Raw genomic sequence first — 20,313 nt, 5'->3', positions numbered from 1 at the left:
ACCATGACTTTCCTGACCCATCCGCGCGCGTTCAGCGCGGCGGAATTCAAGGCGTATGTCTCGACACTCAAGTGGGCGGGCGGCTGGCGGCCTCAATTCGTCACCCTGCACAACACCGGCGCGCCGAACCTTGCGCAATGGGCGAGGCTGGGCGCCGGCAGAGAGGGCGGCGCCAAGCGCGTCCGCAACCTGAACGCCTACTACAAGGGCCTCGGCTGGCACAGCGGCCCGCACCTCTTCGTTGCGCCGGATTTCATCTGGCTCGCCTGCGATCTGGAGCAGGATGGCGTGCACGCTTCCTGCTTCAACAAAATCTCGATCGGCGTCGAAATGGTCGGCGATTTCTCCACCGAGGCTTTTGACAGCGGCGACGGCGCCAAGGTTCGTTACAACGCCGTCGCGGCGATCGCCGCGCTCTGTGGCGTTCTCAAGCTCGATCCGGCGACGCTGCGTTTCCACCGGGAATGCAAGAGGGATCACCACGATTGCCCTGGCGCGCGCGTCGACAAGCCGGATTTTATCGCACGGTTGAAGACGGCTCTGGCGGCATGAGCGCAGGCCTGATCCTCATCCTCGCCGGCGCCGTCGCCATGAACAAGAACCCGCCGACCGCGAACCTTGGCTTCATCCTCCTCATTGTCGGAGCGGCCCTCGTTGTTGGCCATTTCGTGCCGTGACCGAGCTTTTCGACGTGCTGCGCGAACTCGCGGGCAAAGGCGCCCGGCTTCTGGAGACGACCATGGACAACAAGGCCTACCAGGCCGCCGCGGCGACCATCATAAAATTCTGGACGGCGCGCGGTTTAACCTTCGAACAGGCCTGCGGCCTGCTCGCCCAGGCCGACGCCGAAAGCTCTCTCAACACCAAGGCGGTTGGCGATCATGGCCTGGCCTTCGGACTCCATCAATGGCATGCCGAGCGCGTCGACGCCATTCGCAACGGCTGCGGCGTTGATCTGCGCGAATCGCCGCCGTTGGACGATCAACTGAAGGCTGCGTTCTGGGAGTTGACGCACACCGAGAAGCGCGCATGGACGGCGATCAGACAGGCAAAAAGCGCCTACGACGCCGGCTATGCCGCATGTCGCTTCTGGGAGCGGCCCGGCGCGCCCGGCCAATGCGCCAAGCGCGGCCAAAAAGCTGAATACTGGGAAAATTACTTCTCCAGACATCCGGTCGCCTGACCGACCAACCTGCGCGTCGGGCGCCGGCCGGCGATGCGCGGCCTTTACGACGCCGGCAGTCCTGAAAGGAAACCAACATGAACATAAGCCTGTTCGCCAGGACGGCGTTCGCGTCCGCGTGCCTTCTGTGCCTCGGCATGGCTTCCGCCGCTTTCGCCGGCGATGGGGCTGCGCCCACTTCGATCGTTGTGCCCTGGGGCGCCTGGGTGTCGTCGGCGCTGGCGTCGCTCGGCTCCATCGCCATCGCGCTCCTGTCTTTCGTCGTCGCCAAATGGGCCCCCGCCTATGTCAAAGTGCTGCTGACCGACGATCTGATCGCCAAGGCCGTCAATTACGGCGTCGGCGCGGTCGAGGGCGCGGTTCACGGCAAGACGTTGACGCTGGAAACGACCAACCTCGTTCTGGCCGCCGCCGAACAATATGCGGTTGCATCGGCGCCCGCGATTTCCAAATGGCTCGGCGCCAACTTGCGCCCGCTGATCCTCGCCAAGCTGTCCGCGCTGGGTGTTGTCCCGGCTGACGCCTCCGCCGATTTGGTCGGCGCGGCTGTGGCGACGAAATGAGCGTCTGGGACCGCTTCGCCTCGTGGGTTTCCGACGCGGCCAAGACGCCTGCGGGCGCCGCGGCGGCGACGGGAACCATTGGCCAGGATGTGGCTGCTGCTGAACTGGCGGTGAGATTCCTGATCGACCTCGCCGCCGGCAAGGCGACGATCTCCGAAGGGCTGGCCGCCGGGTTGGCCCTCGACAAGGCGCTTGCGCCCGTGCTCCCGGTCGCCGTCGCCAGGAACGTGGCGCTCGCCATTTCCCTCGCCGAGGCGCTCGTCGCGCTTTACGAGACGTTCCCGCCTGACTGGGATCTCATCAAGGTTACCCCATCCAGGCCGCTCGGAAAGGATGGGATCAACCCCGAATCCGGCGCGGCCGTCTTCACCTGAGGATGCCATGAAAAAGCTCATCGCGTGCGCGCTCCTGTTCGCGGCCCTGCCGGCTTCGGCCATGTCCTCGAAAACCCCGATTACTGCCGATCAAATTCAGCAGCACGCCAGGACAGCGGCCGCCATTGCGCAAATTTTTGCTTGCGATATCAGCACGGTCGCGAATATCGCGCTGGTCGCCGAACAGGTGGCGAATTCCGGCGGGCAGGTCGTGCGCACCGGAACGACGACCAAAGTCGTGAACGTCTCGATGTCGCTCTGCTCGACGCTTGGCGGCATCGCCTCGACCGTCGCCGTTTCCTCGTCGAAATGATGATCGCAGGCCGAACGCGCTTCGTGAGGCGGCGCTTCATCCGTTCAGAGGACGACAATGTCATGATTGGCGAGATTCCCAACTGGCTGGTGACATTGGGCGCCAGCGCGCTGACCGCTGTCGGCGGCTTCCTTCTCGCCCTGGTCAATCGCGGACCCGCAATGCAGACCGCGCTGGACGCTCGGTTGCAAACCCTGATCGACGGCTATGAGCGCCGGGTCGATGACCTTATGCTGGAGATTCAAAGCCTGCGCGAGGAAGTCGTCAATCTGCGTCGCGCCCTCGCGGAAGCGCATTATCAGAACAGTCTCGGCGCCTGACCCTCCCTTTCGGGGGTATCAAAATTCACCCCGCCCGGCTCTGGCCGGGCGGGGCTTTTTTGTGTTTTCGGCATGTCTCTTGACTCTCTCCGCATTTCGGTTTTTATAGGAACATAACAGGAACAATCTCGTGAAAACGCCATGCATGTCATGCACAGGGGCGAAGGATGTCTCGCGTCAAAATTTTGGACGACTTGCGTCTGGAACTCGCCCGGATCGCGCTTCGGCATGGTTTTGCGCCAGAACGCGAGGCGGCCTTCGCTCTGGGCGAGAGCGAAGTGGATCAGTTTCTTGGCGGCGGACTGAACCGCGCCGCCCTGCATGAAGTCCATGCGTCCTGGGCCGATTGGTCGGCCGCAGCCGGTTTTGGTCTCGCCCTGGCCCGGCGCGCCGCGCCGTCGCGGCCTTTGCTATGGGCGCGGCCGGATTTTCTCGATGACGAGGCCGGGCGGCTGAACGGGATCGGTCTTGCGGAATTTGGCGTCGACCCCGCGCTCCTGTCGCTGGTGCGCGGGCGCGACGCGCAAGCCGTGCTGCGCGCCGGGGTCGAGGCGGCGCGCTGCAAGAGTCTCGGCGCGGCCCTGATCGAAATTTTTGGGGCGCCGTCTGTGCTGAATCTCACCGCCACCTTGCGGCTGGCGCGAGCGGCGGAAAAATCCGGCGTCACCCTGTTCCTGCTGCGCGTCGGTCTTGAGGATGCGCAGACCGGCTCCAGCGCCGCCGCTTCCCGCTGGCGAGCGCGCGCCTGTCCCTCGCGTGCGCTTGCAGCCAATGCGCCGGGCTCTCCCGGTTTTGAAATCACCTTGCTGCGCCATCGTGGCGGCGCGGCGGAGCGTTCGTGGCGTTTGGAGTGGTTGCGTGACCAGGGCCTGTTTCATCAAATCTCAGAGCCGGACGATGCGGCTTTACCTCGCGCTCTTCCTTCCCTTTTTGCCGACGGAGCGACTTCGAATCTGCGGCGGCGCGCCGGATGACGGCCCCTTCGCGCTGGTGGAAAAGCGCGCCAATGCTCAAAGACTTTACGCACTCGATCCCGCGGCCCTTGAACAGGGATTGGCGTCCGGCCTGTCGCTTTCTGATGCGCGCGCGCGCGCGCCGCGCCTCGTCGTCGCGCCCGCTGATCCAAAAGCCGATTGCGACCTGCTGCTCAATCTCGCGGCGCGCTGCGCGCGCTATACGCCGCTGACGGCGCTCGACGAACCGCATGGCCTCGTGCTCGACATCGCCGGTTGCGCGCATCTGTTCGGCGGCGAAGAGGCGATGCGCCAGCGCATCATCGCCGATTTCTCCGCATGGGGTTTTGCGGCTCGGGCCGCCGTCGCGCCGTCGCCCGATTGCGCGCGCGCCCTGGCGCGCTTTTCCTCTGGCGGTGTTTTCAAGGACAATGCGGAAGCCGCCGTCGCGCACCTGCCGCTCGCAGCACTGGAAGCGGACGAGGACGCCCATTTCGCTCTCCATCGCGCTGGTTTCAAAACTCTCGGCGATCTGGCGGCGCGGCCGACGCGGATGTTCGCCGCCCGCTTTGGCAATGAATTTCCGTATCGGCTCGAACGTGTGTTTGGCAGAGCCGATCGCCGCATTACGCCGTTGCGGCCGCCCCCCGAGCGCATGGTCGAACGGCATTTTCTCGAACCTTTTTCTGCGCGCGAGGTTTTGGATGCCGTCATCGCCGATCTGCTGCGCGAAGCCGCGTTTCTGTTGGAGCAGCGCGGCGAAGGTGGGCGCCGGTTCGAGCTGTCCTTTTTTCGCGCCGATGGCCATGTGCGCTGTCTCGATGTCGAAACCTTGCGGCCGACGCGCGACGAAAATTTTTTGGCGCAGTTGTTCCGCGAAAAGCTTGACTCGCTTGCCGATCCTCTGGACCCAGGTTTTGGTTACGACGCCCTACGCCTCGCTGTCCCGCGTGCGGAAAAATGCGATGCCCTTCAGGAGAGTTTTGAAGGCGCCCCTCAGAGCGACAGCGAGCGCGAGTTGAGGGAATTGCTCGACCGCCTCACCACGCGTTTCGGTCGCGCGCGCGTTCTGCGTTTTATGCGCGGGGATTCGCATGAACCGGAGCGCGAAAGCCGCACCGCTCCCGTCTCCGCGCCGCCGTCCGAATGGTCGGCGCCGATTGCTGGCGAACCGCCAGCGCGACCGCTCACCTTGTTCGATCCGCCGCAACCGGTCGAAGTCGTGGCGCTTGCGCCGGATGGACCTCCGGCGCGATTCCGCTGGCGACGCAAAATGCATGACGTGTTGCGCGCCGAAGGGCCCGAACGCATCGCGCCGGATTGGCGGACTCAAGGGTTGGAGGCGCCGGAGCGGGATTATTACCGCGTCGAGGATGTGGAGGGACGCAGGTTTTGGCTGTTCCGCCACGGACTCTACGAGCGCGGTGAGGGCACGCCGCGCTGGTTCATTCATGGGCTGTTCGCATAGGCCTTGCCGCAGGAAAAACCGGTATTGAAACAATGACTTATGCGGAGCTGGCTTGCGCCTCCAACTATTCCTTCCTGCGCGGCGCCTCGCAACCGGAAGCGCTGATCGGACGAGCATTGAAGCTGGGTTATTCGGGCCTCGGCTTGTGCGATCGTAATTCCGTCGCCGGCGTGGTCCGCGCGGTCGGCGCGCTGGAGGATTCTTGCGAGGGCGAAGCGCAAGACTTCAAGTTCGTGTCCGGCGCGCGTCTGGTCTTCTCCGACGGCGCGCCCGATGTCATCGCCTATCCGCAAAACCGCGCGGGATGGGGGCAATTGTGCCGTCTGCTCACCGTGGGAAAACGGCGCGCGAAAAAGGGCGAGTGCCTGCTTGCGTTTGAAGATCTGCTGGCGGATTCGCGCGACCTCTTGCTGATCCTCTTGCCGCCGTCAGCGCCGCAAAAATTTGAAATTTTTCTGACCCGAGCGAAGGAAAAATGCGCGGGGCTTTGGCTGGGCGTCGCCATGCCGCGCGGGGGAGGGGATCGGCGCCGGCTGCATGCTCTGCGGGAGGCCGCGAGGCGACAGGGCGTCAAAATTCTCGCGCATAATGATGTGCTTTACGCCAGTCCCGAAGACCGCCCTTTGCAGGATGTGCTCACGTGTGTGCGCGAGCATGTCACGCTGGCGCAGGCGGGCCGACTCCTGGAGAGCAATGCCGAACGGCATTTAAAGGCGCCGGGAGAAATGGCGCGCCTTTTCTCCGATGCGCCCGAGGCCATTGAGCAAACTCAGGTCCTTTTGTCGCGTGTAAAATTTCATTTGCGCGAACTCGCCTATGAATATCCCGACGAGCCCGTTCCAAAGGACTGGACGCCGCAGGCCTGGCTGGAAGAACTGGTGCGCCGTGCTCTTCCGGAGCTTTATCCCTATGGCGCCCCGCAAAAGGTGCTCGACCTCCTTGCGAGCGAACTGGCCTTGATCGCCCGGCTTGATTACGCGCCCTATTTCCTTACCATCCACGACATCGTGTCCTTCGCCAGGGAAAAAGGGATTCTGTGCCAGGGGCGCGGCTCCGCGGCCAATTCCGCCGTCTGCTATGTGCTCGGCATCACCGCCGTCGATCCGGCGGTGAACGATCTTTTGTTCGCGCGCTTCATCTCCTCGGAGCGGCGCGAGCCGCCCGATATCGATGTCGATTTCGAGCATGAGCGGCGCGAAGAGGTCATCCAGCATATTTACGCCAAATACGGCCGCGAGCGCGCCGGGCTGGCGGCGGAAGTCGTGTGTTATCGCTCGCGCAGCGCCCTGCGCGATGTCGCAAAAATTTTTGGGCTGTCCGAGGACATGATCGGCGTGCTGTCGTCAATGCAATGGGGCTCGCATGGCGCGCCGCATCTCGCCGGGACGGGGCTTGATCCCGATAATCCCGTCATCGCCCAGGTGCTGTTGTTCGCGCGCAAAATTTTGGGTTTCCCGCGCCATCTTTCGCAGCATGTCGGCGGCTTCGTGCTGACGCGCGGGCGGCTCGACGAGCTCTGCCCGATCGGCAACGCCGCCATGGCCGACCGCACCTTTTTGGAATGGGACAAGGACGATATCGCCACGCTTGGACTGATGAAGGTCGATGTCTTGGCGCTTGGCATGCTCACCTGCATCCGCAAGGGATTTGAACTGCTCGCGGCGCATGAGGGATTGCGCATCGGCCTTGCCGATGTTCCGCGCGAAGAGGCCGCCGTCTACGACATGCTTTGCCGGGGCGATTCCATCGGCGTGTTCCAGGTCGAAAGCCGCGCGCAGATGAACATGCTGCCGCATTTGCGGCCGCAAAAATTTTACGATCTGGTGATCGAGGTCGCCATCGTGCGTCCCGGTCCGATTCAGGGCGACATGGTGCATCCCTATTTGCGCCGGCGCGCGGGTCTGGAGCCGGTTTCGTTTCCCTCGCCGGCGCAGGGGCGAGGCGATCCGAACGAATTGGAAAGCGTTCTAGGAAAAACCCTTGGCGTGCCATTGTTTCAGGAGCAGGCGATGAGCCTCGCCATGGTGGCGGCCGAATTTTCCGAGGCGGAGGCCAATCGCCTGCGCCGCGCCATGGCGACGTTCCGGCATCTTGGTGAGATCGGCCAGTTCGAGAAGCTGATGGTCGAACGTATGTGCGCACGCGGCTACGAGCGCGACTTTGCGCAGCGCTGTTTCGAGCAAATCAAAGGGTTTGGCTCCTATGGCTTTCCGGAAAGCCATGCCGCCTCCTTCGCCATCCTCGTCTATATTTCCGCCTGGCTGAAATGCCGTCATCCCGCCGTGTTCGCCTGCGCGCTGCTCAATTCCCAGCCGATGGGGTTTTATGCGCCGGCGCAGATCGTGCGTGACGCGCGCGAACATGGGGTCGAAATCCGCCCGGTCGATGTCAACGCTTCCCATTGGGACTCCACGCTGGAGCGCGGCGAGAACGGCCTCGCCTTGCGAATCGGTTTTCGCCAGATCAGCGGATTGCGCGAGGACGAAATTTTAAAATTGGTCGCCGCGAGAGGTCAGGGATTCGAGACTTTAGAGGCCTGCGCCGCGCGAACGAATCTCTCTTCGCGTGCGCTCAAAGTGTTGGCCGACGCCGACGCTTTTCGATCCTGTCGCGCGCTCACTCTTGAGCCGCGCGAGCGGTTTGATCGACGCGTCGCCCTGTGGGCCGCAAGGCGTCTGCCGGGCGAAAAACCGTTGCCCCTGTTTGAGGCGGCGGGAATCGGGGAATTGGCGGAAGAGCCGGATGCTGTGTTGCCGGCGCTCGGCGTTGGCGAGCAGGTCGTCGCCGATTACCAGAGTTTACGGCTGACGTTGAACGCCCATCCCATGCATTTGCTGCGGCCGATTTTTTCACGCGAAAAATTTTCCAGCGCCCGGGTTCTGGCGGGTTGCTCCAATGGCGCGTGGCGCAAGGCGGCGGGTTTGGTGCTGGTGCGGCAGCGGCCGGGGAACGGAAAAATGATCTTTGTCACGCTGGAGGATGAGACCGGCGTGATCAACGTCGCGGTTTACGCCAGTCTTTTCGAAAAATTTCGCAGGGAGACCATGGCGGCGCGGTTGATGGCGGTGGAGGGACGGGTGCAGAAAAGTTGGGCCGGCGTCGTCCATCTGCTGGCGCTGCGGATTTACGATCGTTCAGACGAACTGGCCCATCTGGCAGAGGGGCTGCAACGGCGCGCCGATCGCGCGCGGCATCCGCGCGATGTGCGGGTGATGCCGAGGTCGCGCGATTTTCATTAGAGCACGCACGCGATAGTCTGCTTGATTTCAGGTGTTTTTGGTGGAGCCAGACGGAATCGAACCGACGACCTCTTCAATGCCATTGAAGCGCTCTCCCAACTGAGCTATGGCCCCAACCGCTCTCCGACCTTGGGGTGGTCGGCGCTTTTTTCGATATGAAACAAGAAGTTGCGTGCCGCAAACCGCTTGTGCATTCGCTGTGGGCTGTTACTTAGCCGTTATCGACCTCGGGCGCAATAGGTCTTTTCACACTTTCTGCGCGTGAGGGTCGAAAATTGAGCTAACCGCCGCGCGGCGGTTCTCCGGCGGCGGCGAGCGCTACACTCTCCGCGTCGGAAAAGACGCGTGAGCGGGTGTGAAAGCTGATTCCTTCTGGCGCTTCCAATGAGAAACCGTTGGAGCCGCCCTCCACGACGTCGATGATCAGCTGGGTGTGGCGCCAGTATTCGAACTGGTCTTCGCGGATGTAAAAGGGGCAGCCGCCGATCTCGCCGAGCCGAATGTCGCGCCGGCCGACGTAATAGCCTTCCAACGGATTGCACAAGGGCGCAGAGCCTTCGCAACAGCCGCCGGACTGGTAGAACAGCAGCGCGCCATGCTTTTCGCGCAGGCGTTCGATCCAGCGCAGGGTTTCCTCGGTGGCGATGACTCGTTCCGGCGCCGACATGGTTGCTCGCTGATATAAAACTGCGCGGCCCGTCGCCGGCGCCGCGCATCAAAATTTTCATGGCCGCCCCGGTTCGCCGGGGCGGCCTTTTTTCGTTCTCAGAAGAAGCCCAGCGCCTTCGGGCTGTAGCTCACCAAAATGTTTTTGGTCTGCTGGTAGTGGTCGAGCATCATTTTGTGGGTTTCGCGGCCGATGCCGGATTCCTTGTAGCCGCCGAAGGCCGCGTGGGCCGGATAGGCGTGGTAGCAGTTGGTCCACACACGCCCAGCCTGGATGCCGCGTCCAAAACGGTAGGCGCGGCTGATGTCGCGGGTCCACACGCCCGCGCCGAGGCCGAAGATCGTGTCGTTGGCGATCTCGAGCGCTTCCGCCTCGTCCTTGAAGGTGGTCACGGAAACCACCGGTCCAAAGATTTCTTCCTGGAAGATGCGCATCTTGTTGTTGCCGTGGAACACGGTCGGCTCGATGTAATAGCCGTTCGCGAGTTCGTTGGTCATGGTGGCGCGACGACCGCCGGTGAGGCACTGGGCGCCTTCCTGCTTGCCGATGTCGATGTAAGAGAGGATCTTCTCCATCTGCATCTGCGAAGCCTGCGCGCCGCACTGGGTGCTCATGTCGAGCGGGTTGCCCTGCTTGATCGACTGCACGCGCTTGACGATGCGCTCCATGAAGCGGTCATAGACCGATTCCTGGATCAGGGCGCGGCTGGGGCAGGTGCAGACTTCGCCCTGGTTGAAGGCGAAGAGCGTGAAACCTTCGAGCGCCTTGTCGAAGAAGTCGTCGTCCTCGGCGAGCACGTCGGCGAAGAAGATGTTCGGCGACTTGCCGCCCAGCTCCAGCGTGGCCGGGATCAGGTTGTCGGCTGCGGCGTGGGCGATGGTGCGGCCGGTCGCGGTCGAACCGGTGAACGCGATCTTGCGAATGCGGTTGCTGGAGGCCAGCGCGCGGCCGGCTTCGGCGCCGAAACCGTTGACGACGTTCAACACGCCTTCCGGCAGCAAGTCGGCGATCAACTCCATCAGCACGAGGATGCTGACCGGGGTCTGCTCGGCGGGCTTCATGACGATGCAATTGCCAGCGGCGAGCGCGGGAGCCAGCTTCCAGCCGGCCATCAGCAGCGGGAAATTCCAGGGAATGATCTGGCCGACGACGCCGAGCGGCTCATGGAAGTGATAGGCGATGGTGTCGTGGTCGACTTCCGAAATCGACCCTTCCTGCGAACGCAACACGCCGGCGAAATAGCGGAAGTGGTCGGCCAGCAAGGGCACGTCGGCATAGGTGGTTTCGCGGATCGGCTTGCCGTTGTCGAGGGTTTCGACCAGGGCCAGAGTCGCGAGGTTGTTCTCGATGCGGTCGGCGATCTTGAGCAGGACATGAGAGCGCTGCGCGGCGGGGGTGCGGCCCCAGGACTCCTTGGCCCGGTGCGCTGCGTCGAGCGCGAGTTCGATGTCCTCGGCGGTCGAGCGCGGCACCTTGCACAGCACCTGGCCGCTGATCGGCGACAGATTGTCGAAATACTGGCCCTTGACCGGGGCGACCCACTGTCCCCCGATGAAGTTCTCAAACTTGGCCTTGATCAGGTTCTTGCCTGTCAGTTGCGCTACAGCTTCCTGGTACATTCACGTTCCTCCACTTGGTGCGCGTTTGCGCTTATCGAGCCGGCCGCCGCTGGCGGCAAAACCGTTCGAAACTCACGAGACACGGGCCGGGGGTCGACACATGATTATGGGCCGGCGCGGCCTGTCGCCTTGAACGTGGCGAGGCGGCGCGCTGGCCCCGGCGCGTGAACGCGCCTCCTGTTGTCGCATGGCCTCCCCAGGACATGTCGTTTCAAGATTATGATTTCAACACACTGGAAGGTAATCACGGTCACGCGACCCAGGATACTGCTCTTTAGTGGGATTGACCCTCTGCCCTGGCCGGGTGGAAAAGCTGATACTTGACGAGTCCCGCCCAAATGCTGCGTTGCACAAGATTTTCGCTTGCTACTTTGGCGCCGTAGACGCGCAGACAGCCTCCACTATCCTTGCAAATGCGCCGATGCGCGACAAAATGGGCGAAAAGCCCGGAAACAGGGGATGGAAGCCAATGACGAACTGGACGACGCCGCAAGTGTGCGAAATCTGCGTGGGCATGGAAATCACCGCCTATATGTCCGCGGAATTCTGAAACCGAAGTGTTTTCGCGCGCCGCCGCTCCCCAGGCTGGCGCGCGCTTTTTTGCGGCGGGGGCCGGCCTCGCCTGCGCCATAGCCTGTTCATTTCTCGAGATCGGTCGATATGCGCTTTCTTGTGCTCGGCTCGGCGGCGGGCGGCGGCCTGCCGCAATGGAACTGCCTCTGCGAAAATTGCCGCCTCGCTTACGCCAACAGCCCGCGAATCAAACGGCGAACGCAGGCGAGCCTCGCCGTGAGCGCCAACGGCGAGGACTGGATGATCCTGTCAGCGACGCCGGACCTGCGCCAGCAGATCATCGACAATCCGGCGCTGCACCCGAAATCCTTGCGGCATTCGCCCGTGAAAGCCGTGTTCGCACCGAACGGAGACATCGATAATATCGCGGGCCTGCTGGTGATGCGTGAGATGCAGCCCTTCACTTTTTTCGCCACCGAAGCCGTGATGGCTTGCGCGAGCGGGGGGGTGTTTGGCGTGCTCAACGCCGAGCTTGTCGCGCGCAGCACGGTCAAGCTGGAGGAGCCCGTCGACACCGGCCTGGGTTTTGCCATCACCCCCTTCGTGACTCCGGGAAAAGCGCCCCTATATACAGAGTCAGCCAACGAGGCGGAGATCGAACTCGGCGCTGAGGGCGAATATACAGTTGGGCTCGAAATCGAACGGGGCGGGCGCCGCTTCTATTACATGCCCTCCTGCGCGCGCATGACCGACGCGCTGCGCGAACGCCTCGACGGGGCGGAGATTGTTTTCTTCGACGGCACGACTTTCGAAGATGACGAGATGATCCGCCTTGGTCTGTCGCGCAAGACCGCGTGGCGCATGGGGCACATGGCGATGAACGGGATCAAGGGCTCGATGCGCGAACTCGCCGGCGTGGCGATCAGGCGGCGCGTCTTCATCCACATCAACAATTCCAATCCGGCGCTGTTGTGCGATTCGCCCGAGAGGGCGCAGGTCGAGGCCGCGGGCTGGGAGATTTCGTTCGACGGCATGGCGATCGACACCGCGGAGGTCTTGGTTTGACCGAAGATGATTTTACCGGAGAGGCCCGGCCTTATCTGCTGCGCGGCGTGCGGCTGAAGCACGACCAGGTGCGCAAGTGCTGGGTGCTGCTCGCGCCGGAGCGATTCTTGCGCCTCAACGGAATCAGCGTCGACATCTTGCAGCGCTGCGACGGCGCGGCGCCGCTTGCGCGCATTGTCGATGAACTCACTCAAAAATATCAGGCCGACCGCGCCGTGGTCGAGCGCGACGTGCGCGCGCTGCTCGCCGGCCTCTATGACAAACGGATGCTGGGCCTATGAAACCTCTTCCCCCGCCGACGGGCATGCTGGCCGAACTGACCTATCGATGCCCCCTGTCGTGCCCCTATTGCTCCAACCCGTTGGAGATGGCGGGGCGCGACGCCGAAATGTCCACGCAGGAGTGGAAGCGCATCTTTTCTCAGGCCGCCGAGATTGGCGTTCTGCACGCGCATCTCTCGGGCGGCGAGCCGGCGTCACGGCGCGACCTGCTGGAATTGACCGCCCATGCCGCACAGGTCGGGCTCTACACCAATCTGATCACCTCTGGCGTCGGGCTGACAAAAAAACTGTTTGACGATCTCGTCGCCGTCGGACTCGATCACGTGCAATTGTCGATTCAGGACGCAGAGCCCGAGAGCGCCGACGCCATCGGTGGGTATCGCGGCGGCTTTGCAAAAAAACTCGAGGTGGCGAACTGGGTGGCGGAAACCGGAATGCCGCTCACGGTCAACGCCGTGATTCATCGCATCAATATTTCTCGCGCGGCCGAGATGGTGGATTTCGCGGTCAAACTCGGGGCGCGGCGAATCGAAATCGCGCATACCCAATATTACGGCTGGGCGCTGCGCAACCGCGCCCATCTGATGCCGACCCGCGCGCAGAGCGAAAAGGCTTATGCCGAGGTCGAGGCCCGTCGCGAGTTGTACAAGGGACGCATCGTCATCGACCATGTCGCGCCCGACTATCACGCCAAATATCCCAAGGCTTGCATGAGCGGCTGGGGACGGCTGACGTTCAACGTCACGCCGACGGGAAAAGTGCTGCCGTGCCATGCGGCGGAGACGATCCCGAATCTCGAGTTCTGGAACGCGCGCGAAAAATCGCTTGGCGATTGCTGGGCCGACTCGCCCGGCTTCAACGCTTTTCGCGGGACGGACTGGATGAAGGAGCCCTGTCGCTCCTGCGAGCGCAAGAACGAGGATTTCGGCGGCTGCCGCTGTCAGGCGCTGGCGCTGGCGGGCGACGCCGCGGCCACCGATCCGATCTGCTCGAAATCGCCTTTGCATCATCTGATCGGCGAGATCGCCGCGCGCGAGTCCTCGGACGAGGTTGGGGGATTTACGCCGCGTCGCATGGCGCCGGTCAAGGTCGTTGGCGACGTCTGAAAACTTTTGGCGCCGGACGTGTGGCGTCAAAAGATTGAATCTTGAAATCTCATGTGAATCAATCGCATAGATTCAATCGTCCCCGTGATTTGACCTGCGATGGCGGCATTGTTCGTCGAGGGCGCCAAAGTACAATTCCCCTCGGGAGGGCGCCGTCTAAGATCAGGGAAAATACTGGAGGAAAACGTGTCGTCTTTTACCCGCAAACTCGGGCTCTCCCTCGTTGTGTGCCTTTCGATGGCCGGCGCCGGCCGCGTCCTCGCCCATGGCGACGTGACGCCCCAAGCCATCGACACCACCGGCCTGCCGCCCGTCGGCACGGATTGGCTGGAAAAGAATCCCTATCGCGGCAATGAACTGGCGCTGAAGATCGGCAAGTCCGGCTTCAACCAGAATTGCGCCCGCTGCCACGGCATCGAAGCCGAGTCCGGCGGCATCGCGCCCGACCTGCGCTATCTCGACAAGGGCGAGGAGGGCGACGCCTGGTTCCTCAACCGCATCCGCCATGGCTACACCCAGAACGGCATCACCAAAATGCCGGCCTTCGAGGGCATCCTGTCCCAGGAAGCCATGTGGACGATCCGCACCTATCTCGACTCCCGCTACGCAGGCGACTGATTCTTATGCGCGCCATCAGCGCTTTTCTTGTTTTCGCCGTTCTCGGCGGCGCGCTCGTCGCTGGCCCGACGCAGGCGCGTCCGCTCGATGTGGTCAAATCGGCTGGCGTGCTGCGCGTCACGGTCTATCGCGACTATCGTCCGTGGTCCTGGCAGGAGGACGGGCGTCTCAAGGGCATCGATGTCGAGATCGGCGCGGCGCTGGCGAAGGCGCTGGGCTTAAAGGTCGACTATCTCGTGCTGCGCCCGGACGACAATCTCAACGACGATCTGCGCAACGGGGTTTGGCGCGGCTCCATCCTCGGCGAGGCGCCGGGCGACGTGATGCTGCACGTGCCCAACGATCCGCGCGTGGAGGAAGCGAACGACAAGATCAAGCTGACCGCCCCCTATCAGACGGAGGGATACGCCATGGCGGTCGATCCCGCCAATGCGGCCGAGGCTCAGGACTTCTCGCTGTTCGAGCGCGAAAAGGTCGCGGTGGATATCGGCACGTTGGCCGACATCATTTTGCTATCGGCGCGCGACCACAAGCTCATTAACAATGTCGTGCACGTGCGCGGCGAAGGCAAGGCGGCGCAAGCTTATGAAAAGGGAGAAGTTGTCGCTTTCTATGGCGAGTCCGCGCTGGTCGAGCACCTCGCCCATACGTCAACGCGCGCGGTGACCATCATTCATCCGCAGCACAAGCTGGCCAGGACAATCGCGATCGGCGGCGCGGTGAAGGCGGATTCCGTCGATCTCGGCGACGAGATCGACCGTCAGATGACGGCGCTGGCCGACAGCGGCGAACTGAAGAGGATTTTCGCGTCCTACGGCGTCGAATGGCGCCAGCCGGCGCGGGACAGATAAGCGGCAAGGCTCAAGGCCTTGCCGCCGACTCTTGGCGCGACGTATCATCAGCGCGCCAAAAAGGGCTGGGATGCGGCGAGAATCGCCGCGTCTCGCAATACGGCTCCGAAACGGGCCACTTCTTGGGAGGAATGGGACTCATGAAACGCACTATTCTCGCCAGCGTCTCCATATTGGGGTTGGCCATGGGCGGCGCCTTCGCCGGCCCCGTCACGGACGCCGACATCCTGAATGACGCCAAGAATCCGAAGGAAGTCCTGACCAACGGCATCGGTCTGCAAGGCCAGCGCTACAGCATCCTCGACAAGGTCAACACCAAGAACGTGCAGAATCTGGTTCCGGCCTGGTCCTTTTCCTTCGGCGGCGAAAAGCAGCGCGGCCAGGAGGCGCAAGCGCTCGTCCACGACGGCATGGTGTTCGTCACCGGCTCCTACAGCCGCCTCTATGCCATGGACGCTAAAACAGGCGAAAAGATCTGGGAATATAACGCGCGCCTGCCGGAAGGCATCATGCCCTGCTGCGACGTGATCAACCGCGGTCCCGCCCTCTACGGCGACAAGGTTTATTTCTCGACCCTCGACGCGCAGATCGTCGCGCTCGACTACAAGACCGGCAAGATGGTCTGGCACAAGGCCATCGACGACTTCAAGGCCGGCTATTCCAACACCGCCGCCCCGATGATCGTGCCGACCAAGGCCAATGGCGCACTGGTCGTGACCGGCGTCTCCGGCGGTGAATTCGGCGTGGTCGGCCGCGTCGAGGCGCGCGACGTCAACACCGGCGAAATCGTCTGGACGCGTCCGACCCTCGAGGGCCTGATGGGCACCTACAAGGGCCAGGAGTCGAGCATGACCGGCAAGGCCAACGAGACCTGGGCCGGCGACATGTACAAGACCGGCGGCGGCGCAACCTGGCTCGGCGGCACCTACGATCAGGACACCCACACCATCTTCTACGGCGCGGGCAACCCGGCTCCCTGGAACTCCTGGCTGCGTCCGGGCGACAACAAGTGGGCGGCTTCGCGCCTCGCCATCGATCCGGAGAACGGCGAACTCAAATGGGCCTTCCAGACCACCCCGCATGAGGGCTGGGATTTCGATGGCGTGAACGAAGTTATTTCGTTCGACCTGAAGAAGGATGGCAAGACCACGAAGGCGGTCGCCACCGCCGACCGCAACGGTTTCTTCTACGTGCTCGACCGCACCAACGGCAAGTTCATCGCCGCCAAGCCGTTCGTGGAAAAAATCAGCTGGGCCAAGGAAATCGACAAGAACGGCCGTCCCGTGTTCATCGACGAAAATCGTCCGGGCGATCCCACCAAGTCGGAAGACGGCAAGCAGGGCAAGACGGTGTTCGCCGTTCCGTCCTTCCTCGGCGGCAAAAACCAGATGCCGATGGCTTATTCGCCCCAGACGCAGCTGTTCTACGTCCCGGCGAACGAATGGGGCATGGACATCCACAACGAGCCGGTCGTCTACAAGAAGGGCGCGGCCTATCTCGGCGCCGGCTTCAACATCAAGCCGATCTTCGACGACCACATCGGCGCGCTCAAGGCGTTCGACCCCGTCAGCATGACCATCAAGTGGCAGGTCAACAACAAGGCTCCGCTGTGGGGCGGCGTGTTGACCACCGCCGGCGGCCTGGTGTTCTACGGCACGCCCGAAGGCTATCTGAAGGCGCTCGACGCCAAGACCGGTAAGGAACTGTGGAAGTTCAACGTCGGCACCGGCATTGTCGCCCCGCCGATCGCCTGGGAACAGGACGGCGAGGAATATATCGGCATCGCCGCCGGCTGGGGTGGCGCGGTGCCGCTGTGGGGCGGCGAAGTCGCCAAGTCCTTCAAGGGCATCAACCAGGGCGGCTCCTACTGGGTGTTCAAGCTGCCGCCCAAGTCCGCCGCGAACTGAGCCGAGGCGAAACAGCGTTGCGAGAGGAAGGGCGGCCGAACGGTCGCCCTTCTTTCGTCGGGGCTTGCGCCCTGGCCCGGCACGGCGCAAACTCTTGTCGAGAAAACGCCGTGTGAAAAGCCGGCGACGAAAAAGAAGACTGCACTGGAAACGCTCCCGATGACCCGCATCCTCATTGTCGATGATCATCCGCTGTTCCGTGAGGCGCTGGAAAGCGCCGTGCGCATGGAGCGGCCGACCTGCGAGATTTTCGAGGCGACCTCGATCGACGAGGCGCTGGAGGTGTTGAGCCGCGAAAAAAACATCGACCTCGGCCTGTTCGACCTGTTCCTGCCGGGAACCTCGGGCCTGTCGGGACTCGTGCGCATCAGAGCCGCCCATCCGCATCTGCCTGTCATGGTGGTGTCGGGCCACGAAGACCCGCGCGTGGTGCGCGACTTGCTGTCGATGGGCGTCGCCGGCTTCGTCTCCAAGGCGACGTCCAAGAGCGAACTCGCCCATTCCATCAACGAGGTGCTGAACGGCTCGATCTATGTGCCCGAGCGGTTCCGCGACATCAGCCAGCCGCAGCCTTCCGAGATCGAGCGCGGCGACATGCTGCGCCGCTTGCAGGACCTCACGCCACAGCAGTTGCGCGTGCTCGACATGATCCGCGCCGGTCTGCAGAACAAGCAGATCGCCTATGAACTCGGCGTCGCTGAAACGACGGTCAAGGCGCATGTCTCGGAAATTCTTCGCAAGCTGAACGTTTACAGCCGCACCAAGGCGGCGATCGAAGTCGGCAAGATGGATTTCGCGCAGCTGTCGCTCGACGGCGGAAAGCCCACGCATTGATCGAGGTTTTGATATGTTTTCGCGGATTTCGATCCTTATAGTCGCTTGCCTGCTGGCGGTCGCGCCGGCCTCGGCCGCTGAAAAAATTCGTCTGGCCATTCAGGCGACCGGCACGTTCGGCTGGGAGCTCGCGGTGGCGCGCGCCTACGGTCTCGACAAGGCCGCCGACCTCGACCTCGAAACCACCGAACTCGCGACCACCGAAGCCGGCAAGATCGCGCTGATCGGCGGCGGCGCCGACATCATCATTTCCGATTGGCTGTGGGTGGCGCGCGAGCGCAATATCGGCCAGCCCCTGCTGTTCTATCCCCACTCGACCGCGCTTGGCGCAGTGATGGCGAAGGAGCCGCAAAAATTTGCCAAAGCGGCTGATCTGGTGGGGAAAAAGCTGGGCGTTGCCGGCGGCCCGCTCGACAAGAGCTGGCTGCTGCTGCAAGCCTGGGGGCTGAAACAGGGCGTCGATCTGAAGTCGCAGGCGACTATCGTCTATGGCGCGCCCGCCCTGCTGGCGGAAAAACTCGCGCAAGGCGAAATCGACGCCGCGCTGGAGTTCTGGACGTTTTGCGCGCGACTTGAGGCCAAGGGCTTTGGTCGGGCTGTCGACCTGATCGACGTCGAAAAGGAACTGGGCGCCAAAAACCCCGTGATCGTCACCGGCTATGTATTCACTCCCGCCTTCGCCGCGCGGCAGGGAGCGGCGCTGGCGCGGTTCTTCACCATGATGGCGCAGGCGAAGAAACTCATCGCCGAGGACGATTCCGCCTTCGCGAAAATCGCCGGCATGACCGGACTTCCCGACGCGGCGGGTCAGGCCATCGTGCGCCGTTATTATCGCGCCGGCATTCCCACGGATACGCTCGACAGCGAAGTCGCGGACGCCGCCGCGCTCTACAAGGTCCTGGCGAAACTCGGCGGGCCGCAACTGGTCGGGGGCGACGGCGAACTCGACCGCTCCCTGTTCTACTGGGCGCCATGATTCGACTGATTTCGCTCGGTTTTTTTCTCCTGGCGTGGCAGCTCGGAGCGATGGCGCTCGGGCCGCAGCATCTGCCTGAGCCGGCGCAGGTCGCCGCCACCTTTGCCCAGGAATGGCGCAACGGCGACATGCAGTTCAATCTCGGGCTGACGCTCGCGCGCGTGCTCGCGGGTTTTTCGCTGGCGATGGTTGCGGGCTCGGCGCTGGGTCTGGCGCTGGGGCGCAGCCCGGCGCTCGACCGGATGCTTGATCCCTGGCTGGTGATCGCGCTCAACACCCCGGCTTTGGTCGTCATTATCCTCGCCTATGTCTGGGGCGGGCTGAACGAGATTTCGGCCCTGGTCGCCATCGCGCTGAACAAATTTCCCAATGCTGTGGTGACGCTTCGCGAGGGGGCGCGTGCGCTCGATCCCGCGCTCGACGAAATGGCGCACGTCTTCTCGTTTTCGCGCTGGCGGCGCTGGCGAGACGTTCGGCTGCCGCAATTGGCTCCCTATTTCGCCGCCGCCGCGCGCGGGGGACTCGCCTTGGTTTGGAAGATCGTGCTGGTGGTCGAACTGATGGGGCGTCCCAACGGCGTCGGCTTCAAGATGAACATGGCGTTTCAACTGTTCGACCTGCGGCTGCTGCTCGCCTATGCCTTGCCGTTTGTCGCCCTGATGGTGCTGGCCGAAACGTTTGTGCTGCGTCCCGCCGAGCGCTCGGCCAGCTGGTGGCGTCGCCATGGCGATTGAAATATCCGGGCTGGCCAAGAATTTTGCGCGCGCCGGCGGCGGGGTGCGCGAGGTGTTCCGCGATTTTTCCTTGACGCTTGGCGGGGGCAGGGTGGCGGCGCTGCTGGGGCCTTCCGGCGGCGGCAAGTCCACCTTGCTGCGGCTGATCGCGGGTCTCGAAATGCCGACGGGCGGATCGATCGCCCTTCCGATCGGGCGGATCGGCATGGCGTTTCAGGAGCCGCGCCTGCTTCCCTGGCGCAGCGTCGCCGACAATCTGAGGCTAGCCGCGCCTGGGCTGACTGACGAGGCGCTGAACGCCTCGCTGGCGGCGTTCGAACTCGACGGGCGCGGCGGCGATTATCCCGGACAATTGTCGCTCGGCCTCGCCCGTCGCGTGGCGCTGGCCCGGGCTTTCGCCGTCGAGCCCGATCTGCTGCTGCTCGACGAGCCCTTTGCGTCTCTCGATCTCGGCCTGCACCGGCGGCTGCGGACACTGCTGGCGCAAAGGATTTCCGCGAAGCGCATGACGGTTCTTATCGCCACGCATGATCTTGATGACGCGCTTTTGCTTGCCGATGAGGTGATTTTCTTGGGTGGCGCCCCGGCGCAAGTCAAACGTCGGCTTACAATCGACATGCCGCGAGAAACGCGTGACGAAAATCTTACAAAGTTGAGAGAGCTTGCGCCTTTTTACCCATCGTCGCGTGAAGACGACGATGGTAATTCTATAGCGTCATAAAAATAAGG

The 20,313-nt window shown here is 63.1% G+C and carries 23 protein-coding genes and 1 tRNA gene; 21 read left to right on the top strand and 3 right to left on the bottom strand.

What is annotated here, in order from left to right; all coding sequences use genetic code 11:
• Positions 1-3 precede the first annotated feature (3 nt).
• From GJ654_RS09910 to GJ654_RS09870, 10 genes are all read left to right on the top strand, one after another.
• A complete protein-coding gene (locus GJ654_RS09910; protein WP_155445997.1) occupies positions 4-552 on the top strand; it encodes a peptidoglycan recognition protein family protein in 549 nt (182 codons plus the stop codon).
• Positions 549-677, top strand: coding sequence for a hypothetical protein (locus tag GJ654_RS21445; protein WP_264586218.1), 129 nt, complete (start codon positions 549-551; stop codon positions 675-677). Before GJ654_RS09910 ends, GJ654_RS21445 begins: the two co-directional genes overlap by 4 nt.
• Positions 674-1,183, top strand: a complete 510-nt coding sequence (locus GJ654_RS09905) for a phage tail tip lysozyme (RefSeq protein ID WP_155445996.1) — start codon at positions 674-676, stop codon at positions 1,181-1,183. The genes GJ654_RS21445 and GJ654_RS09905 overlap by 4 nt, the downstream gene beginning before the upstream one ends.
• A 77-nt stretch (positions 1,184-1,260) precedes the next feature.
• The gene (locus GJ654_RS09900; protein WP_155445995.1) at positions 1,261-1,746 is read left to right on the top strand and encodes a hypothetical protein; all 486 of its coding nucleotides are present in this window, start codon (positions 1,261-1,263) and stop codon (positions 1,744-1,746) included.
• Positions 1,743-2,120 (top strand): hypothetical protein, encoded by a 378-nt coding sequence (locus GJ654_RS09895; protein WP_155445994.1) that lies wholly within the window; start codon positions 1,743-1,745, stop codon positions 2,118-2,120. Before GJ654_RS09900 ends, GJ654_RS09895 begins: the two co-directional genes overlap by 4 nt.
• Positions 2,121-2,127: 7 nt before the next feature.
• On the top strand, positions 2,128-2,433 hold the full coding sequence (locus GJ654_RS09890; RefSeq protein ID WP_155445993.1) for a hypothetical protein: 306 nt from the start codon (positions 2,128-2,130) through the stop codon (positions 2,431-2,433).
• 62 nt (positions 2,434-2,495) lie between these two features.
• Positions 2,496-2,753: a hypothetical protein gene (locus GJ654_RS09885; protein ID WP_155445992.1), complete on the top strand. Its 258-nt coding sequence runs from the start codon at positions 2,496-2,498 to the stop codon at positions 2,751-2,753.
• Positions 2,754-2,920: 167 nt separating this feature from the next.
• Positions 2,921-3,727, top strand: coding sequence for an ImuA family protein (locus GJ654_RS09880; RefSeq protein WP_155445991.1), 807 nt, complete (start codon positions 2,921-2,923; stop codon positions 3,725-3,727).
• The gene (locus GJ654_RS09875; protein ID WP_196305498.1) at positions 3,651-5,174 is read left to right on the top strand and encodes a Y-family DNA polymerase; all 1,524 of its coding nucleotides are present in this window, start codon (positions 3,651-3,653) and stop codon (positions 5,172-5,174) included. Before GJ654_RS09880 ends, GJ654_RS09875 begins: the two co-directional genes overlap by 77 nt.
• Before the next feature lie 32 nt (positions 5,175-5,206).
• Complete coding sequence (locus GJ654_RS09870; protein ID WP_155445990.1) at positions 5,207-8,413, top strand: error-prone DNA polymerase; 3,207 nt, start codon at positions 5,207-5,209, stop codon at positions 8,411-8,413.
• A 38-nt stretch (positions 8,414-8,451) separates the two neighbouring features.
• Here GJ654_RS09870 and GJ654_RS09865 read toward each other — a convergent pair.
• The 3 genes from GJ654_RS09865 to adh all read right to left on the bottom strand — a co-directional run bounded on the left by GJ654_RS09865 (position 8,452) and on the right by adh (position 10,699).
• A tRNA-Ala gene (locus GJ654_RS09865) sits at positions 8,452-8,527 on the bottom strand.
• A gap of 166 nt (positions 8,528-8,693) precedes the next feature.
• On the bottom strand, positions 8,694-9,080 hold the full coding sequence (locus tag GJ654_RS09860) for a DUF779 domain-containing protein (protein WP_155445989.1): 387 nt from the start codon (positions 9,078-9,080) through the stop codon (positions 8,694-8,696).
• 98 nt (positions 9,081-9,178) lie between these two features.
• On the bottom strand, positions 9,179-10,699 hold the full coding sequence (gene adh / locus GJ654_RS09855; RefSeq protein WP_155445988.1) for an aldehyde dehydrogenase: 1,521 nt from the start codon (positions 10,697-10,699) through the stop codon (positions 9,179-9,181).
• Positions 10,700-10,976: 277 nt separating this feature from the next.
• Between adh and pqqA the strand changes: the two genes are divergently transcribed.
• The 11 genes from pqqA to GJ654_RS09800 all read left to right on the top strand — a co-directional run bounded on the left by pqqA (position 10,977) and on the right by GJ654_RS09800 (position 20,305).
• Positions 10,977-11,249, top strand: coding sequence for a pyrroloquinoline quinone precursor peptide PqqA (pqqA, locus tag GJ654_RS20780; RefSeq protein ID WP_196305497.1), 273 nt, complete (start codon positions 10,977-10,979; stop codon positions 11,247-11,249).
• 110 nt (positions 11,250-11,359) lie between these two features.
• Complete coding sequence (gene pqqB, locus GJ654_RS09845; protein WP_155445987.1) at positions 11,360-12,277, top strand: pyrroloquinoline quinone biosynthesis protein PqqB; 918 nt, start codon at positions 11,360-11,362, stop codon at positions 12,275-12,277.
• The gene (gene pqqD, locus GJ654_RS09840; RefSeq protein ID WP_155445986.1) at positions 12,274-12,558 is read left to right on the top strand and encodes a pyrroloquinoline quinone biosynthesis peptide chaperone PqqD; all 285 of its coding nucleotides are present in this window, start codon (positions 12,274-12,276) and stop codon (positions 12,556-12,558) included. The genes pqqB and pqqD overlap by 4 nt, the downstream gene beginning before the upstream one ends.
• A complete protein-coding gene (gene pqqE, locus GJ654_RS09835; RefSeq protein ID WP_155445985.1) occupies positions 12,555-13,664 on the top strand; it encodes a pyrroloquinoline quinone biosynthesis protein PqqE in 1,110 nt (369 codons plus the stop codon). Before pqqD ends, pqqE begins: the two co-directional genes overlap by 4 nt.
• 186 nt (positions 13,665-13,850) lie before the next feature.
• Positions 13,851-14,282, top strand: a complete 432-nt coding sequence (gene pedF / locus GJ654_RS09830; protein ID WP_264586217.1) for a cytochrome c-550 PedF — start codon at positions 13,851-13,853, stop codon at positions 14,280-14,282.
• Positions 14,283-14,287: 5 nt separating this feature from the next.
• Entirely contained in the window at positions 14,288-15,133 is an 846-nt protein-coding gene (locus GJ654_RS09825) for a substrate-binding periplasmic protein (RefSeq protein ID WP_155445983.1), read from the top strand.
• Between the two features lie 140 nt (positions 15,134-15,273).
• The gene (locus GJ654_RS09820) at positions 15,274-17,040 is read left to right on the top strand and encodes a PQQ-dependent methanol/ethanol family dehydrogenase (RefSeq protein ID WP_155445982.1); all 1,767 of its coding nucleotides are present in this window, start codon (positions 15,274-15,276) and stop codon (positions 17,038-17,040) included.
• A gap of 159 nt (positions 17,041-17,199) precedes the next feature.
• Positions 17,200-17,874 carry a response regulator gene (locus tag GJ654_RS09815; protein ID WP_155445981.1) on the top strand — a complete coding sequence of 225 codons (675 nt, stop codon included), beginning with the start codon at positions 17,200-17,202 and terminating at the stop codon, positions 17,872-17,874.
• 13 nt (positions 17,875-17,887) lie between these two features.
• On the top strand, positions 17,888-18,850 hold the full coding sequence (locus GJ654_RS09810) for an ABC transporter substrate-binding protein (protein WP_155445980.1): 963 nt from the start codon (positions 17,888-17,890) through the stop codon (positions 18,848-18,850).
• Positions 18,847-19,584 (top strand): ABC transporter permease, encoded by a 738-nt coding sequence (locus GJ654_RS09805; RefSeq protein WP_155445979.1) that lies wholly within the window; start codon positions 18,847-18,849, stop codon positions 19,582-19,584. Before GJ654_RS09810 ends, GJ654_RS09805 begins: the two co-directional genes overlap by 4 nt.
• Positions 19,574-20,305 carry an ABC transporter ATP-binding protein gene (locus GJ654_RS09800; RefSeq protein WP_155445978.1) on the top strand — a complete coding sequence of 244 codons (732 nt, stop codon included), beginning with the start codon at positions 19,574-19,576 and terminating at the stop codon, positions 20,303-20,305. Before GJ654_RS09805 ends, GJ654_RS09800 begins: the two co-directional genes overlap by 11 nt.
• The last annotated feature ends 8 nt before the right edge of the window (positions 20,306-20,313 follow it).

This window comes from Rhodoblastus acidophilus (assembly GCF_009720655.1).
Classification (GTDB): domain Bacteria; phylum Pseudomonadota; class Alphaproteobacteria; order Rhizobiales; family Beijerinckiaceae; genus Rhodoblastus; species Rhodoblastus acidophilus_A.
The sequence above is the reverse complement of the archived record's forward strand: the minus strand, read 5'-3'. Positions and strand labels throughout refer to the sequence as shown.